Source organism: Sporosarcina ureae, from assembly GCF_029267015.1.
Lineage (GTDB): Bacteria > Bacillota > Bacilli > Bacillales_A > Planococcaceae > Sporosarcina > Sporosarcina ureae_D.
Window position 1 is genome coordinate 45,241 of record NZ_JARIEA010000035.1, and the last position, 15,176, is coordinate 60,416.

At 41.1% G+C, this 15,176-nt stretch carries 14 protein-coding genes; 4 read left to right on the forward strand and 10 right to left on the reverse strand.

Annotated features, from left to right (window positions below; translation table 11 throughout):
• Nucleotides 1-45: 45 nt before the first annotated feature.
• The 8 genes from Q7P97_RS05280 to Q7P97_RS05315 all read right to left on the reverse strand — a co-directional run bounded on the left by Q7P97_RS05280 (nt 46) and on the right by Q7P97_RS05315 (nt 6,778).
• Entirely contained in the window at nt 46-1,077 is a 1,032-nt protein-coding gene (locus tag Q7P97_RS05280) for a DUF4179 domain-containing protein (protein WP_303967543.1), read from the reverse strand.
• Nucleotides 1,074-1,643 (reverse strand): sigma-70 family RNA polymerase sigma factor, encoded by a 570-nt coding sequence (locus tag Q7P97_RS05285; protein WP_303967546.1) that lies wholly within the window; start codon nt 1,641-1,643, stop codon nt 1,074-1,076. Before Q7P97_RS05285 ends, Q7P97_RS05280 begins: the two co-directional genes overlap by 4 nt.
• A gap of 80 nt (nt 1,644-1,723) precedes the next feature.
• Nucleotides 1,724-2,287: a hypothetical protein gene (locus Q7P97_RS05290; RefSeq protein WP_303967549.1), complete on the reverse strand. Its 564-nt coding sequence runs from the start codon at nt 2,285-2,287 to the stop codon at nt 1,724-1,726.
• On the reverse strand, nt 2,280-3,167 hold the full coding sequence (locus Q7P97_RS05295) for a hypothetical protein (RefSeq protein ID WP_303967552.1): 888 nt from the start codon (nt 3,165-3,167) through the stop codon (nt 2,280-2,282). Before Q7P97_RS05295 ends, Q7P97_RS05290 begins: the two co-directional genes overlap by 8 nt.
• 12 nt (nt 3,168-3,179) lie before the next feature.
• Nucleotides 3,180-3,809: an alpha/beta hydrolase gene (locus tag Q7P97_RS05300; RefSeq protein WP_303967554.1), complete on the reverse strand. Its 630-nt coding sequence runs from the start codon at nt 3,807-3,809 to the stop codon at nt 3,180-3,182.
• A gap of 89 nt (nt 3,810-3,898) precedes the next feature.
• Entirely contained in the window at nt 3,899-4,873 is a 975-nt protein-coding gene (locus Q7P97_RS05305) for a c-type cytochrome (protein ID WP_303967557.1), read from the reverse strand.
• A 194-nt stretch (nt 4,874-5,067) separates the two neighbouring features.
• On the reverse strand, nt 5,068-5,745 hold the full coding sequence (locus tag Q7P97_RS05310) for an ABC transporter ATP-binding protein (protein WP_303967559.1): 678 nt from the start codon (nt 5,743-5,745) through the stop codon (nt 5,068-5,070).
• A 1-nt stretch (nt 5,746) separates the two neighbouring features.
• Nucleotides 5,747-6,778 carry an ABC transporter permease gene (locus Q7P97_RS05315; protein ID WP_303967562.1) on the reverse strand — a complete coding sequence of 344 codons (1,032 nt, stop codon included), beginning with the start codon at nt 6,776-6,778 and terminating at the stop codon, nt 5,747-5,749.
• Nucleotides 6,779-6,946: 168 nt separating this feature from the next.
• Here Q7P97_RS05315 and Q7P97_RS05320 point away from each other — a divergent pair, with 168 nt between their 5' ends.
• Together Q7P97_RS05320 and Q7P97_RS05325 are read left to right on the forward strand one after the other, a co-directional pair.
• Nucleotides 6,947-7,897 carry an ABC transporter ATP-binding protein gene (locus Q7P97_RS05320; RefSeq protein WP_303967565.1) on the forward strand — a complete coding sequence of 317 codons (951 nt, stop codon included), beginning with the start codon at nt 6,947-6,949 and terminating at the stop codon, nt 7,895-7,897.
• Entirely contained in the window at nt 7,890-9,407 is a 1,518-nt protein-coding gene (locus tag Q7P97_RS05325) for an ABC transporter permease/substrate-binding protein (protein ID WP_303967569.1), read from the forward strand. The genes Q7P97_RS05320 and Q7P97_RS05325 overlap by 8 nt, the downstream gene beginning before the upstream one ends.
• Nucleotides 9,408-9,526: 119 nt before the next feature.
• Here Q7P97_RS05325 and Q7P97_RS05330 read toward each other — a convergent pair whose 3' ends face one another.
• Nucleotides 9,527-10,768 carry an acyl-CoA dehydrogenase family protein gene (locus Q7P97_RS05330; protein WP_369823517.1) on the reverse strand — a complete coding sequence of 414 codons (1,242 nt, stop codon included), beginning with the start codon at nt 10,766-10,768 and terminating at the stop codon, nt 9,527-9,529.
• A 404-nt stretch (nt 10,769-11,172) separates the two neighbouring features.
• On the opposite strand from Q7P97_RS05330, the gene Q7P97_RS05335 reads away from it, so the two are divergent.
• On the forward strand, nt 11,173-11,775 hold the full coding sequence (locus tag Q7P97_RS05335; protein WP_303967576.1) for a YgaN family protein: 603 nt from the start codon (nt 11,173-11,175) through the stop codon (nt 11,773-11,775).
• Between the two features lie 51 nt (nt 11,776-11,826).
• Here the strand turns inward: Q7P97_RS05335 and Q7P97_RS05340 are convergent, their stop codons facing one another.
• A complete protein-coding gene (locus Q7P97_RS05340) occupies nt 11,827-12,264 on the reverse strand; it encodes a GatB/YqeY domain-containing protein (protein WP_303967579.1) in 438 nt (145 codons plus the stop codon).
• Nucleotides 12,265-12,554: 290 nt separating this feature from the next.
• Between Q7P97_RS05340 and Q7P97_RS05345 the strand changes: the two genes are divergently transcribed.
• Nucleotides 12,555-14,747, forward strand: coding sequence for a DNA topoisomerase III (locus Q7P97_RS05345; RefSeq protein ID WP_303967582.1), 2,193 nt, complete (start codon nt 12,555-12,557; stop codon nt 14,745-14,747).
• Nucleotides 14,748-15,176: the final 429 nt, after the last annotated feature.

Consider the following 15,176-nt stretch of genomic DNA (forward strand, 5'->3'; position numbering starts at 1 on the left):
TTGATTCATTTATATCTATATGACTCTTTAAACTTATCACAATACCTACTTCTTCAAAATGACTTCTATTGGATCTAGAGTGAAGGATTGATGTTCTTTTCCTTCTTTACTCCATACTACTTCAGGTTTAAATATGAGTGACGCTGCATTCTTGTCTACATTCTGCATTGTAGCGCTCCAATAGAAGTTCTGTTCTTCTTCACTGTATCCACCATTGCTGTTTACCCTGTATTTATTTCCTAGATTGTCGACAACCTCAAGATCTGTAGTTACCCATTCCCATTCTTCCAAAACGGATGTATCAACCTTTTGATTATATTCGATAACAGTAGAGATATCTGTTGAACGAATTTCATTGATCCACACTTCCACTCCGTTTTCAGCTGAAGATTGTCCTACTGTTTGAATATCCCCTCGCACTTCTTTTAATGTGAAATTAAACTTCCAATTCCCTTTTACTTCATTCATCGTATCTTGATTTATGATGCTCCCGGGCTCCCAATTGACGATAACTTCTTTTGGTTTGTTATTGAAAATTGGTGTGGATGTAACCATTCCTACATACTGTGTATCGCTCACTTTTTTCAATGCAGTCGTCGTTCCAGTACCCCCTATCTCATCTTTCACATTTACTGGTGCATTCACTCCAATATTCTCTCCAATTTCTTTCTCTGTTTCCACTGAATACGTCATTGTGATGGTCTTTCCATCGTATACTGCATAATCCACTGTCATAGTGATTCCATTACTAGTCTGCACTTGTCCGATACCTGTAGCGAACTCCTCATATTTGGAATAAAATTCATCTTGTTCGTCATTGAATAATGCGAAAATATTATTGACGATAGGTATCTGATTGGCGAGTGTCGGGAATCCGATGCCAATCGTTGCAATAGATGCAATAGTAACAACTGCCGCTGCTGCGATATTTCGCCAAACTTTCGGCACTCTTCTACTCTTTCGAATTTTCTTGGTAACTCGATTCTTCATATCCATCTTCTCTTCCTCTGATACATCCAATGGTTCAATATTGTCATCCCAATTTAGGTCGTTAAATCGCTTATAAATGGTTTTCATATGCACTCTTCCTCCCATTCACTTTTCATCCATATTGATAACTGCTTTTTTCCACGGTATAGTCGATTATCCACAGCTGCCTTTGTTACACTAAGTGATTCCGCAATGTCACCGTTCGACATTTCAAGAAAATACTTCATAGTAAAAATATCGCGATCTAATTCGGTTAGTTTACTCATAGCAAGTAATAGTTCTTGCCTTTCTTCTTTTACAAGTAAGACATTTGTTACGTTACTTTTATCCGCTAACGGTAATCCATCTAACTTTACTTCTTTATTCATGCGCTTTCCCATCCGACGATACTGATCAATCGCTTTATATTTCGCAATCATACAAATCCATCGTTTAAAGTCTGAGGATTCACCTTCAAATTGGTTACAATTCTCCCAGGCAGCTAAAAACACATCACTCATGCACTCCTCCATATCTGTTTCAGCCTGAATCGGGCCTAGTATTTTATGGACAACCGCTTTGACAAAAGGCATATATGTATCTATTACGTATTCAATTGCATCTTCTTTTCCACGTTTCAGACGTCTAATAAAGTTTTTATCTGTAGATTTCATGAGCACTTCTCCTTAACCAACTGTTCTTACTTAATACAACGAATGAACGTCTAACTTATTCTCACCAAAAGAAAAAGCCCTCATATTTCTAATGAGGACTTCTCTATCGATTCTAACCAATCCACTCTACGCAAAGCTGCGATAAGGAACAGAAGAATAATATCCATCGCAACGACTGCAAAACTGGCAGCGATATAAAGTGTTGAAAATGAGTGGTCTCCAAAGTTTAATGAAAATGCAGTCATCAGCATCATCAAGAAATTAATACTCACATACCAAATATAAGACATGTGTAGACGATTGCGAATATGCGCTTGACCGGCTTCTTTAGTCATGGATTTCCAAGTACTGAACAAGTAATATACAACGATTACTTTCCAGACAAAAAGGAATTCTGCATACAACGTCCAACCACCACTCGTGACTTCGCCTAAGTTCACAAAGACACCGGGTACAGAAATCAGCATGCCAATAAACGCAGTAAGTTCCACTTTTTTCGCTATCGGAAATCGTTCGGCAAGTAGGCCTGCTCCCGAATAAATCATATAGTAACCGATCGGTGCTGCCAGTATGTCGATGCCTATTTGCAACCGAAAGAATACGAAGAGATAGCCCCAGAAAAACAGCCTGAATGCCTTATTCATGATGGGCCACCTCCATTCGCTCGTCGATAATTTGTTGAATGGAATCTTTCGTCAAATCCGGTTCGTACTGGAGATGACCGACTTGTGCAGTAAATGGTTTACCGGTTTCCGTCGTACCAGACAAATTAATCTTCACGTCCATGGCGGCATGTAGTGAAGGATCAGCATAACTTTTCACGGTCAGCCAGTCTTTTTTATCCAAATGCAAAGGAAAATTCACCTCACGCACATCACTACCTGTCACTTTATTCCACTCGTCGTTTTCTATTACTGGATTGGGTTGTACAGTTTCATTACTATTTGCATTTTGCAATTTGATGTGAAATCGATCTTGTAACGCATCATCAAATGCTGTACTTACTGATTCAAGTGCTAACGCTTCCGTCACGACCAGACGGGTTTCTGTGTATTCACCGGACGAGCCGGACTTGAACGACAAAGGATTCCGCTCTTCTTTTTCGGGCTGGAAAACAATTTGCCCTATTGGATAGTTCGTTGTACGATTTTCCGAGAAGTAGACAGTCATTTTATCGAACTTCTTCGTCTCACTGGATGTCACATATGTTTCAGGATTGAATTGGATATACACTCTCTTCAGCGAATACCTCCCGAATTGCTCCATTTCTTCTATTCCATTATCTCCACGGAATTGATCTGGCATTCCACGAACACTTCCCAATTCCACCGTTTGAATGAAAGACGTATCTTCTTTATTCGTAATAAAATAAAACGGAATATACTGTTCGTAGTCTGCATTTAGATCCAGATAGTGATTTAGAAAGATTGGATGCTTGAGCTTATGCTTTTCCGCGTATATATAGTTGCCAACCCACATAAGCACAATTACCAATAAAATTGCCCAAAACGGTTTAATCTTCATCGGGCCAGCTCCTTATAGTGACCGAATAAACGTCACCAAGTCTCGTTGATTTTCGGGTGTAACTCCATGTCCGTCTTGATAGGTCTTGAATGTTACATCCGCACCAAGTGATTCGAAATATTCCTTGCTTTCGACTCCTGATTGGGAAGGAATTACATAATCAAAGTCGCCATGGGAAATGAATATTTGCTGATTTTCTACTGATTGTATAGCATATTCATTTTTTACGAAATCGGGTACATATCCGCTAAGGGCCACTACGCCACGAAGTGATGGGATCAAAGTTAATCCAAGTGCTTGTGCTAACACGGCTCCTTGGCTAAAGCCAACGACTGTTAAACGTTCTGGATCAAGATCGTACTCCTGGATGGCTTCGCGAATAAATGATTGAATATAAACTAATACTTTATCAAATACATTCCGTTCAGGTTTGCCCTCCTCTTCAATCGTGAAGAACGCATAGCCTGGTGCATGGACGACGGGTCCTCTTAAACTGAAAATATGATGTGTTTCTTTAAAGTCTTTGACTAACTGCGGCAAGTCTTCTTCATGACTCCCCATTCCATGAAGTAAAAATAGTGCAGGCATTTTTCCTGAGGTATTCGTTGGTGCAGTGTGTGCAAATGTAAATGGTGATTGCATGGATATATTCCCCTTTTCTGTTCTATATTCCACTAGTTTACCATAGAAAAAAACGCCTGCCACTTTATGTGACAGACGCGTTGAAGAGCTTATTTCTTTTCAGGTTTCGCTAATACTTCGTCCCAGTTGATCGTTCCATCTTTAATTTGATCGCGACGTTCTTTAGTCATTGTATCATTCGGACGACCGCCGTCTGGCCAATCTTTGTCGTGATTTTTCCATTCAGGACGATCTTTTGACAGGACATATGCTGCCAAGTCACTTGCATCTTGGTCAGACAAAGAATCTTCCTGACCAACTGGCATGTTTTTCTGTATATAACCCGCCATTTTAGTCATACGTGCAATTCCTGCTCCGTCGTTAAATGATCCCTCACCCCATAGTTTCGGGCCTGTATTGGAACCAATTCCCTCACCGTTTTCACCGTGACATGCGATACAAGATTGCTGATACAATTCCTCACCATTCTCTACGTTCGGTGTCGGTAGATCGTCAAGAGTGTTCTGGTGGCGCCAATCTAATTCTGCACCTACTGGAATTCCTTCTGAGATATACGTCATGTATGCAACCATTGCATCCAAGTCTTCATCGTCATCCGCAAATTTCTGTCCATCCATACTTCTTACCATACAACCGTTAATACGTTCTTCCAATGTAACCATTTGGCCTGATCTTCCGATATACATCGGGTACACTGCGGACATCCCGACCATGGACGAAACACCTTCATCAGTTCCGGCACCTGCGTGACAGCTTGTACAAGATAATTCGTTCACTCGTGCGAGCCCGTCTTCTACTGAAGCGGCTTCGGAACGTAAGACATTGGACGTATCATCAAATAAATCGAATCCGCGTTTGATCGCTTCTCCTTCTTTACCTTCTGGAACATCGTCCATTGAAGGCGGGTTGTGCTGAATTCCAGCTACCTCTTCTGTTGGCGCTTTTACCTCTGTAGTTTCTGATGCTTGGTCTTTATTCACGCGCATTTGGTTGCCCATAAATGCTATAACGACTAAACAAACTACGACAATAAAGCCTAGGGCTAATCCCGTTGTTCTTTTCATGTCCACCCCTCCTTTTTCCTATTATTTAGTATATATACCACTTTTAACTTATCATACTTATATATGCCAGTCTACCCGATTATGACTGATATTCATTGTCATTTAACACTAAACCTTGTCGTGTAAGTAGTTCATTCGCCTAAAATAAATGTGACAGAATGCAAAACAATCGACGGCGTCATGCCGTCGATTGTTTATTCCACTATATAGCCGTCACGCATCGTAATAATACGATCTGCGTAAGGAAGCATTTCTTCATCATGCGTCACCATCAGCGTCGTTAAATTCAGTGTACGTGTTAGTTCCTGTAGTAATTCCATGACACTTTTCGAGCGTTTAGTATCAAGACTGGCTGTTGGTTCATCCGCAAATAAGATTTTAGGACGATGAATGATTGCACGGGCAATCGCCACACGCTGACGTTCTCCCCCAGACAACGAAGAAGGATACGCATCTTTACGGTGTTCCATATCGACCAACTTTAAAATATCTGCTATCGCTGTAGTCTGCTCTTTTTTACTAATTTTTGTTTCCGATACATCGAGCATCAACTCTAATTGCTCTTCTACGGTCAGGAACGGAACTAGGTGAGAAGATTGGAAGACAAACCCAAAGTCTGTCGCACGTATATGACGAATTTCTTCTTGGCTCATTTTAGTCATGTCTTTTCCTTCGAATAAAATCTCACCACCGGAAGCTTTCTGCAATCCAGCCGCAATCGTTAGAATGGTAGACTTGCCAGAACCTGAAGGGCCGACCAACGCTGTGATTTCCCCTTCTTTTAACGATAAATTTACACCCTTTAATACTTCTTCTTCAATTTCACCGTTAGAAAATGTTTTTTTCACTTCGCCAATTGTAAAGGTAGACATATTACATCTCTCCTTGTTGAATCGCTTGTAGCGGTTCAATTCTTTTCACTTGGAATCCAGAAATTGTTGCTCCTATAAAACCGACTACCATAAATACTGCCGACAGCATCAATACGGTATTCATTGTTAAATGGAATGGCATGCCATCAGGGGCAATAAAGCTAAATGCTTGGCTGAGCGCAATGGAAAGCACGAGTGAAATAGCTGTAATCACAAGCATTTGATACCAAATCATCTTAAATAATGACATAGTCTTCATGCCGATTGCTTTTAATATTCCGTACAAACCAATTTTTTGCACGTTCATCATATAGAAGAAAATCGCAAACAACATGCCACTGATCATCACAAGGAACCAAACAATCATATTTAATGACATCTGTTCCGCACTGTAACTTGGAATGGCATTCAGAAATTCTTTATTGGAGAATGAATCTAATGCACTTAGTGTTGGCGTATCTTTTCCTGGAATGAAAATCGTCTGCATTTCCATTACACGATAGATTTCTTGATAGTTAGTCATGTCGATGAAAGCGACAGGTGCGTGACTATATTTTTGCTGGTCAACGAACCCTTTGACGACGAATTCACCGCTAAATTGATTATTTGTTAAGACGTCCCCAACTTTAATGCCCTCATCTTTTAATGTACTATCCAGTACAATCTCGCCTTCTCTGACGTTTTCAAACAGCTGCGAGCCGGTAGATGCAACGAATGCAACACTATGCTGTTTGTCTTCCGAATCATTGACAAAGCCCATCTGAACCGAAAATGCAGTTGCATCGGGTCGATCGATGAGAACTTGTTTCTGTACCTCTGCATCTATTTTTGAAAGATTATACGTACTATCTGCGTCCTTATCCAAATAAAACTGCCCTTGCGGTAAATCTTTGATCAACGCCGCGTTGTCCTGTGATAATCCATTCGCTAATCCTGAAATAATAAATGTCAAAAAACTGACTAAAAATATGATGGATCCTAGAATCAAGAACTTCGCTTTACTTTTCTTCATTTCTTTCCACGCGATTTTCATATCGAGCGCCTCCGTATTTTTCTTTATATGTATATTGTATCTTGTGAAGATGAACGGAGAATGAACAGCATATTACACTTCACAACTTTTATTATTCTGTTTAAAGAGATATAACTTTCTATTTTTCTGGTGATATGTGAAAATTATAACAACAAAGGAGGGATGTTAATGATTCGTTTTGAAGAAGTCTCAAAGAGTTATGATATGTCGCGTTTAGTCGTGGATTCTGTGAATCTAGAAATTAAACGTGGAGAGTTTCTTGTTTTGGTCGGACCCAGTGGTTGCGGTAAGACTACAACACTCAAGATGATCAACAGGCTGATTCCGCTTACAAAGGGCACAATTTGGCTTGACGATAAGAGGATTAGCGACTACCCAATCCATGAGCTGCGCTGGCAAATAGGCTATGTGCTACAGCAAATTGCTTTATTCCCCCATATGACGATTGAAGAAAATATTGCAGTTGTACCCGAACTCGTCGGTTGGAAGAAAAAGAAAGTGCGTGAACGTGTAACTGAATTACTTGAAATGGTTGGTCTCGATCCAGATATTTATAGGAAGCGTAAACCGAATGAATTGTCCGGTGGTCAACAACAACGAGTGGGTGTCGTGCGTGCACTGGCTGCAGATCCGGAGATTCTATTAATGGATGAACCATTCAGCGCTTTAGATCCAATCAGCCGTTTGAAGCTACAGGATGATTTGCTTGAATTACAGCGCCGAATCCAAAAGACCATTGTATTCGTAACGCATGATTTACAGGAAGCGTTTAAACTAGGAGATCGTGTTTGTATCATGAACGAAGGAAAAATTGAACAGGTAGACACCCCTCAGAAAATTCTTATTCAACCTGCTTCACCGTTCGTACGTGAATTTACAGCTTCCGCTGCTGCACAAACATTTTCTATCAAGGACCATATAGAAGATATTCCATCAGACCTGTCATTATCCTTTGCCATTCCATTTAACTCCGAATGGGGCCCATTACTTCAGTTTTTGGCTTCGGAAGAACAAGTGGCGATCCAACAAGATGGACAAGTGATTGGAATGGTTACCCGTGAAGGGATTCTTCGTTTCTTGGCTGAACAAGCGGTGAAGGGAGGAGCATCCAATGAATAATTTCCTTGATGTTTTCCAAGACCGTCGCGGACAATTACTTGGAGCACTAATTGAACATATTCAAATTTCATTAGTTTCTTTACTCATTGCTGTGCTGATCGCTGTGCCATTGGGTATTTATTTAACCAATCGGCGAAAAATAGCGGAATCTGTCATCGGAGTGAGTGCTGTGATGCAAACGATACCTTCACTAGCACTTCTAGGATTGTTGATCCCACTATTTGGCATCGGAAAAGTACCGGCCATCATTGCGCTGGTAGTTTATGCATTGCTACCTATTTTACGCAATACGTATACCGGTATTAAAGAAGTCGATCCTTCCCTTCGCGAAGCTGCTATCGCAATGGGCATGAATACGCGAAAACGATTAACGAAAGTCGAATTACCACTAGCCATGCCGATCATTATGGCGGGTATCCGTACATCGATGGTGCTCATCATCGGAACTGCGACACTTGCAGCATTGATTGGCGCAGGTGGACTCGGAGATTTAATATTACTCGGAATTGATCGGAATAATCCTTCGTTAATTATACTAGGTGCAATACCGGCCGCATTACTCGCATTATTCTTTGATTTCGTATTGAAGATATTTGAAGGTCTTTCATTCAAAAAAGCTATTACGGCATTTGCGATTTTTGTGATTGCCGCCGTCTTGATGATTGCCGCACCATTCATAGGCGTCAGCAAGAAGGACGAATTAGTGATAGGAGCAAAACTTGGTGCAGAACCTGAAATTCTTATTAATATGTACAAGTTGTTGATCGAAGACCAAACGGATTTATCTGTCGAATTAAAGCCAGGGCTCGGCAAAACTTCATTTGTATTTAATGCATTGAAGTCAGGAAGTATTGATTTGTATCCTGAATTTACGGGTACTGCTATATCGGAGTTCTTGAAAGAAGAAGCCGTCAGCAATGACCGCGATGAAGTATTTGAGCAAGCACGAAAAGGACTTGATGAACAGTTTGATATGACACTTATGACACCGATGTCGTTCAATAACACCTATACTCTCGCTGTTTCCAAAGCATTCCAAGAAGAGTACGGGCTAAAAACGATGTCCGATCTAGCTTCTGTGGAAAATGCAGTAAAAGCAGGATTTACACTGGAGTTCAATGATCGTGAAGATGGCTATCTCGGAATTCAAAAACTTTACGGCATTACGTTTTCCTCCATTAAAACAATGGAACCGAAACTACGCTATCAAGCAATCGAAGCAGGCGAAATCAACTTGATGGATGCCTACTCGACTGACAGCGAACTTCGGGAATATGATATGACGGTGCTCGAAGATGATAAAGAACTATTCCCGCCATACCAAGGCGCACCGCTACTTCGAAAAGATACGCTGAAGAAGTATCCTGAACTCGAAGATGCGTTGAACAGTCTTGCAGGAATCGTAACAGACGATGAAATGCGCGAGATGAACTACCAAGTGAACTCTAAAGGTGCGAAAGCTGACGAAGTAGCAGAAGCATTCTTGAAGGAACAAGGTTTGTTGAAGTGAAGATAGCAAGAATTAAAAGTGAAAGGCGAAACGCTACCTACTCGCCTTTCACTTCTACGCCAAAATAAAACAGTCAACAGCAGAAAAATCTGCCGGTGACTGTTTTTATTTTGATTTAATTAATCCATCCAAGGAACTTCTATCATTGTACGACCGATCCATTCGCGCAGCACTTCGTTTGTTGGCCCCATGATTGCACCAGCACGCCCGTCACGCACGAACTTTTCCACCTGGCCCGTCATATAACCGCGGCCACCTGACACTTGCAATGCCGAATTGGTAACATCAATTACCATGTCTGCCGCATGCGTCTTTAACTGCCATAACGGATACAAACACTCGGACAACTCTTTGCCTTCCTTATTGCAACGATCTAGCGCTTCTGCTGTACGATACAACATACTGCGTGCACTATCTACTTTAATCTGCGCCTTCGCCAACTCGTGACGAATCACTTGATAATCTGTAACAGATGACCCCGTATCTGCGTGGACTCTGCGTTTAGCACCATCTGTTGCCATATTCAAAGCGCCTTGTGCAATACCAACCCAACAAGCTGCTGAACCTAGCAAGAAAAGAGGGTCGATTGTGTTATCGTTGAAATAACCCATGCCACCTTCGCCACCAATACGGTTTTCAAGAGCTACTTGCACATCTTTAAAATTCATAGGACCACTTGCGTTTCCGCGTAATCCCATTGCATCGAACGGAAATGCTTCAACTCCTGGTTGATCATTTTCGACCAATAAAAACATTAAATTATCCGGATTATCTGTTTCAGGCGATGTTGTAGCAACTAAATAAAAGTCTGCTTCTCCACCACTTGTGACGAATGACTTTTCTGCGTCCAACAAATAACCATTTACATTTCGTATCGCTTTACTACCGATATTCCAGAAGTGACCACCTGTCGCTCGTTCACTAAACGCTAGGCCACCGATTTGTCCTTCACGCAAGCGTGGTAATAGACGCTGACGCTGTTCTTCTGTTCCCGCCTCATAGATCGTATGCGCTGTAGTCATATGCATAACCCAGCACATCGTCGTAGATGGGCAATAATGCGCAAAGCTTTCGGAAAGTACTGCAAATGCTGTGAATCCGTCTTTCAGACCACCCGCTTCAACCGGGATGGTAACAGCCGAATAACCAGACTTCGCAACTTCACGTAAACTTTCACGTGGATAACTTCTCTCTTGATCAGAAATAAGTGCACGCGGTAGCAATTCTTTCTTGCCTAACGCATGTGCAGCTTTTTGTAATTCTTCATGCCCTTCTGGACAAGTCCACCATTCAGGAATTTGCATAATTCCATCTTGTTGTTTTTGTTTTTCCATCATAGCACTTTTTACCAAAATTACCACTCCATTTTATCATTTACCTACTTTTCTATTAGCAAGCAAGCAGGCTGTTCTCTATCAACATTATCATGTTTTATTAAATAGTAAAGATTGAGCCATAAAATAAATATCTTTTTTATTTTTAATTATAATAAAACATCTAATAAATCCATTCAACTCATCATATGAATTTGTAGTATTTTCTTGAAAATAAAATGTGTAAAACATTGAAAACACTATATTACATATGATGCAACAGTCATTTCAATTCCATAATACCCATCCAAAATTTCATCACTTTTTCATTCAAGTATTACTTATTTAATAAATTTGGACACATTTATATTAAAATCTATAAAAACATGCAACTAGTACGGGCAGTACGTTAAAATGCTATAATGAGTTATAAAGAGAAGGAGGCCTAGGCGATGAAAAAATGGACGAGTATGATGATTTTAAGCTGCCTATTAGTTCTCAGTGCATGTGCTGCAACCGACACGAATAAATTGACGATACCTGAACTTACAGATCGTGAAAAACAAATACTTGAAACAGCAACGAATACTGCATTTGTCTTTGATTATACAGCCGATCAAAACTATAAAAAGGTAACCCTTTGGGTAGAAAAATACAAAGAAGGTAAAAAGGTTGCGGAACCGATTAGCGAGCTATCCACGCCAATGCCTGGAGAGTCAACGAAAGGTAGCATCGTGTTGACAGTCACGCAAACGCTCGAAGAAGAATTATTATTCTCAGCAAGTGTTAGCGATGCTAAGGGTGCTGCAAGTGTTAGTAACCAAGAAGAACTGAAGACATTAAAAGACATGGCCACTCTATTTAACACCAATCCACAAGAAGGTTTACTTCTCTCGGAGAATATGTTGTTGGCGGGTATCATCTACACATCTACAACAGCGGGTACGCCGACAAGTACATTATCTTCTGATTTCTATGAACAAAAAGAAGGCTACTTGGATGAATTAAAAGAATACGATGTAGTATACGTATTACGGGCTTCATTTGAAAAATAAAAGAACTGAACGGCAAGTTCACTACTTGTCGTCCAGTTCTTTATTCATAATTCAATTCTGTAAATACTCTTTAACTGCCTGCGACACGGTCTTTCCTTCCGCACGACCAGCCACTTCCTTCATTACAACACCAATCGTCTGACCCATTGACGCGTCTTTTGAAATACCTAATGAAGCAATTAACTCTTTTACTTCTTCCACATTCATCTGTTTCGGCAAATAAGATTCCACAATCGCAATTTTCGCTTTTTCTGCTTCCACGATGTCTTCACGATTAGCTTTTAGACCTTCATCAAGCGATTGTTTTGTTTGCTTAAGCTCACGCTGAACGATTTTGATTTCTTCTTCTTTTGTCAGTTCGCGCTTTAATTCAATCGATTCATTTTGTAGACCTGCACGCAGTAAATTAATGACACCTTTCTTCATTGTGTCTTTTTCCTTCATCGCAGTTCGGATATCGGCCATTAAACGATCTTTTAATTCTGACATGGAATCCCTCGTTTCTATAGTAGTATGCCTAGTATACAAAAAAAGTATGTGCTCAGTCGCGTTTTTTAACTTGAAAGAGAAACCTGATTGAAATAAGCCTATGATTCTCCTCATTAATTCACGATACTCCAAGTCCCTATCTAACGACTATCAAATATAGCTTAATTGACGAAACTCTAGTACTAGTTTACACTTTTTACTACTAGCTCCTTCAGATAACGTAAGGTTTTCCAACACCTTATTCACTTGGAGGAGCTCTTCGATATGTATATAAAAAAGGAGTTTATCATATGAAAAAAAGTGTAGTATTGGCAGAAAAGCCATCTGTTGCACGGGATATTGCCCGTGTGCTGAACTGCAATAAAAAAGGAAATGGCTATTTGGAAGGCGATAAATATATCGTGACATGGGCACTCGGACACTTAGTGACACTCGCTGATCCTGAAAACTACGATACAAAGTATAAAACATGGAAACTCGATGATCTACCTATGATGCCCGAGGATTTAAAACTGACGGTCATCAAGCAAACGAGCCGACAATACAATGCCGTGAAGTCGCAGCTTGTACGCCCTGACGTTTCTGACATCATTATTGGAACAGATGCAGGACGCGAAGGAGAACTCGTTGCACGCTGGATTATCGAAAAGGCAAAGGTCAATAAACCAGTAAAACGTCTATGGATTTCCTCCGTCACGGACAAAGCAATTAAAGACGGGTTCGCCAACTTGAAACCTGGCAAAGACTACGAAAATCTATTCGAAGCAGCCGTCGCACGCTCTGAAGCTGACTGGTACATCGGACTGAACGCTACGCGTGCCCTAACTACAAAATTCAATGCGCAACTCAACTGCGGTCGCGTTCAGACGCCTGTCGTCGCAATCATTGCGCAGCGCGAAGATGAAATTAATACGTTCCGTCCAAAAACATTTTACGGTATCGAGGCTCAATCTGATACTAACTTGAAATTGACATGGGCAGACTCCAAAACGGGTGACACGCGTTCATTCGATCGGGATAAACTGTCGGCTATCGTCAAAAAAGCGGACGGCAAATCTGCAATTATTGAAAATGTCGAAAAGAAAGCCAAAAAAACATTCTCCCCAGGCCTTTACGATCTGACGGAATTACAGCGAGATGCCAATAAAATGTTTGGCTACTCAGCAAAAGACACATTGAATATCATGCAAAAATTATATGAGCAACATAAAATACTGACCTATCCACGAACGGATTCCCGTTTCCTTTCAAGCGATCTCGTTGCAACACTTCCTGAACGCTTGAAAACCGTCGGCATAGGAGAATACCGGTCACTTGCAAACAAGATATTAAAGAAGCCGATCAAAGCGAACAAATCATTTGTTGATGACAGCAAAGTATCTGATCACCACGCAATTATTCCGACTGAAGAAATCGTCTTGCGAGATAAACTATCGGACCGTGAACGGAAAATCTATGACTTAGTCGTCAAACGATTCCTGGCTGTCTTATTCCCTGCGCATGAATACGAACAGTTGACAGTTCATGCAAAAATAGCAGACGAGAAATTCACAGCGCGCGGGAAAACCATTCTAGTCGCGGGTTGGAAAGAAGTCTATGATAACCAATTTGATGAAGATGAAATCGAACAAGATGCAAAAGAACAATTACTTCCCAAACTAACAGCAGGTGACAAGCTCGACATCAAACTTATTAAAGAAACATCCGGTCAAACAAAGCCTCCCGCTCGTTTCAATGAAGCAACTCTATTATCTGCCATGGAAAATCCGACAAAATATATGGGTACACAAGATAAGAAACTAGCAGACACATTGAAATCTACAGGCGGACTCGGAACAGTCGCAACACGTGCGGACATTATCGAGAAATTATTCAACTCCTTCCTAATTGAAAAGCGTGGTAAAGATATTCACGTAACCAATAAAGGGAAACAGTTACTCGAATTAGTACCAGATGAACTAAAATCTCCTTTACTAACAGCTGAGTGGGAACTAAAACTAGAGAAAATCGCCAAAGGTCAGCTGAAAAAGAAAGCTTTCATCAATGAGATGAAAGGCTATACGAAAGAGATTGTATCCGAGATTAAGGCTAGTGAAGCGAAGTTCAAGCATGATAATATCTCAACAAAATCATGTCCTGACTGTGGCAAGCCGATGCTCGAAGTAAACGGCAAACATGGCAAAATGCTCGTCTGTCAAGATCGCGAGTGCGGCCATCGTAAAAACGTCTCACGCGTCACCAACGCACGCTGTCCACAGTGTAAGAAGAAGATGGAGCTTCGTGGTGAAGGTGATGGCCAGATCTTCACATGCAAATGTGGCTACCGCGAAAAGCTCTCGGTATTCAAAGAGCGGCGTGAGAAAGCATCAAAAGGTAAAGTAAACAAGCGCGATGTGCAGAAGTATTTGAAGAAGAACGACGAAGACGAGCCGATAAACAATCCATTCGCAGACGCATTAAAAGGATTGAAATTGGACGACTAACTTCAGAGGGATTGGCTGAACGTTGGTGTTGGGTTCGGGATTGGCGCTACGGAGGGGACGCTTTCCGGAGGGTGGGCGGTGAACCACACCCCTGCGCTGCACTTCGGCGGGTGTTTCACCTGTCCCACTGATCCTCTCGGAGTCGCCCCTCCTACGCGCCAATCCCTCGCAATGCGAGTGGATGATACTATTTGTTGTGCATTGAAGTAAGTGTTGTAAACCGTATTGAACTTAAATAATTTAAGACAAAACAATAATTTACACACCAATTCCAAAGCGAAGCGTTAGGAGCACATTTTTGCACTAGCGAACCGGTTGACTCACCGCGGGCCCATGGGAAAACGTCCGCCAGCTGGAGCTTCATCCCATCACACTCACAAAGTTATCCCTTCCAGCATTCTAACTTTACATCACCAAAAAAGCTGTCCC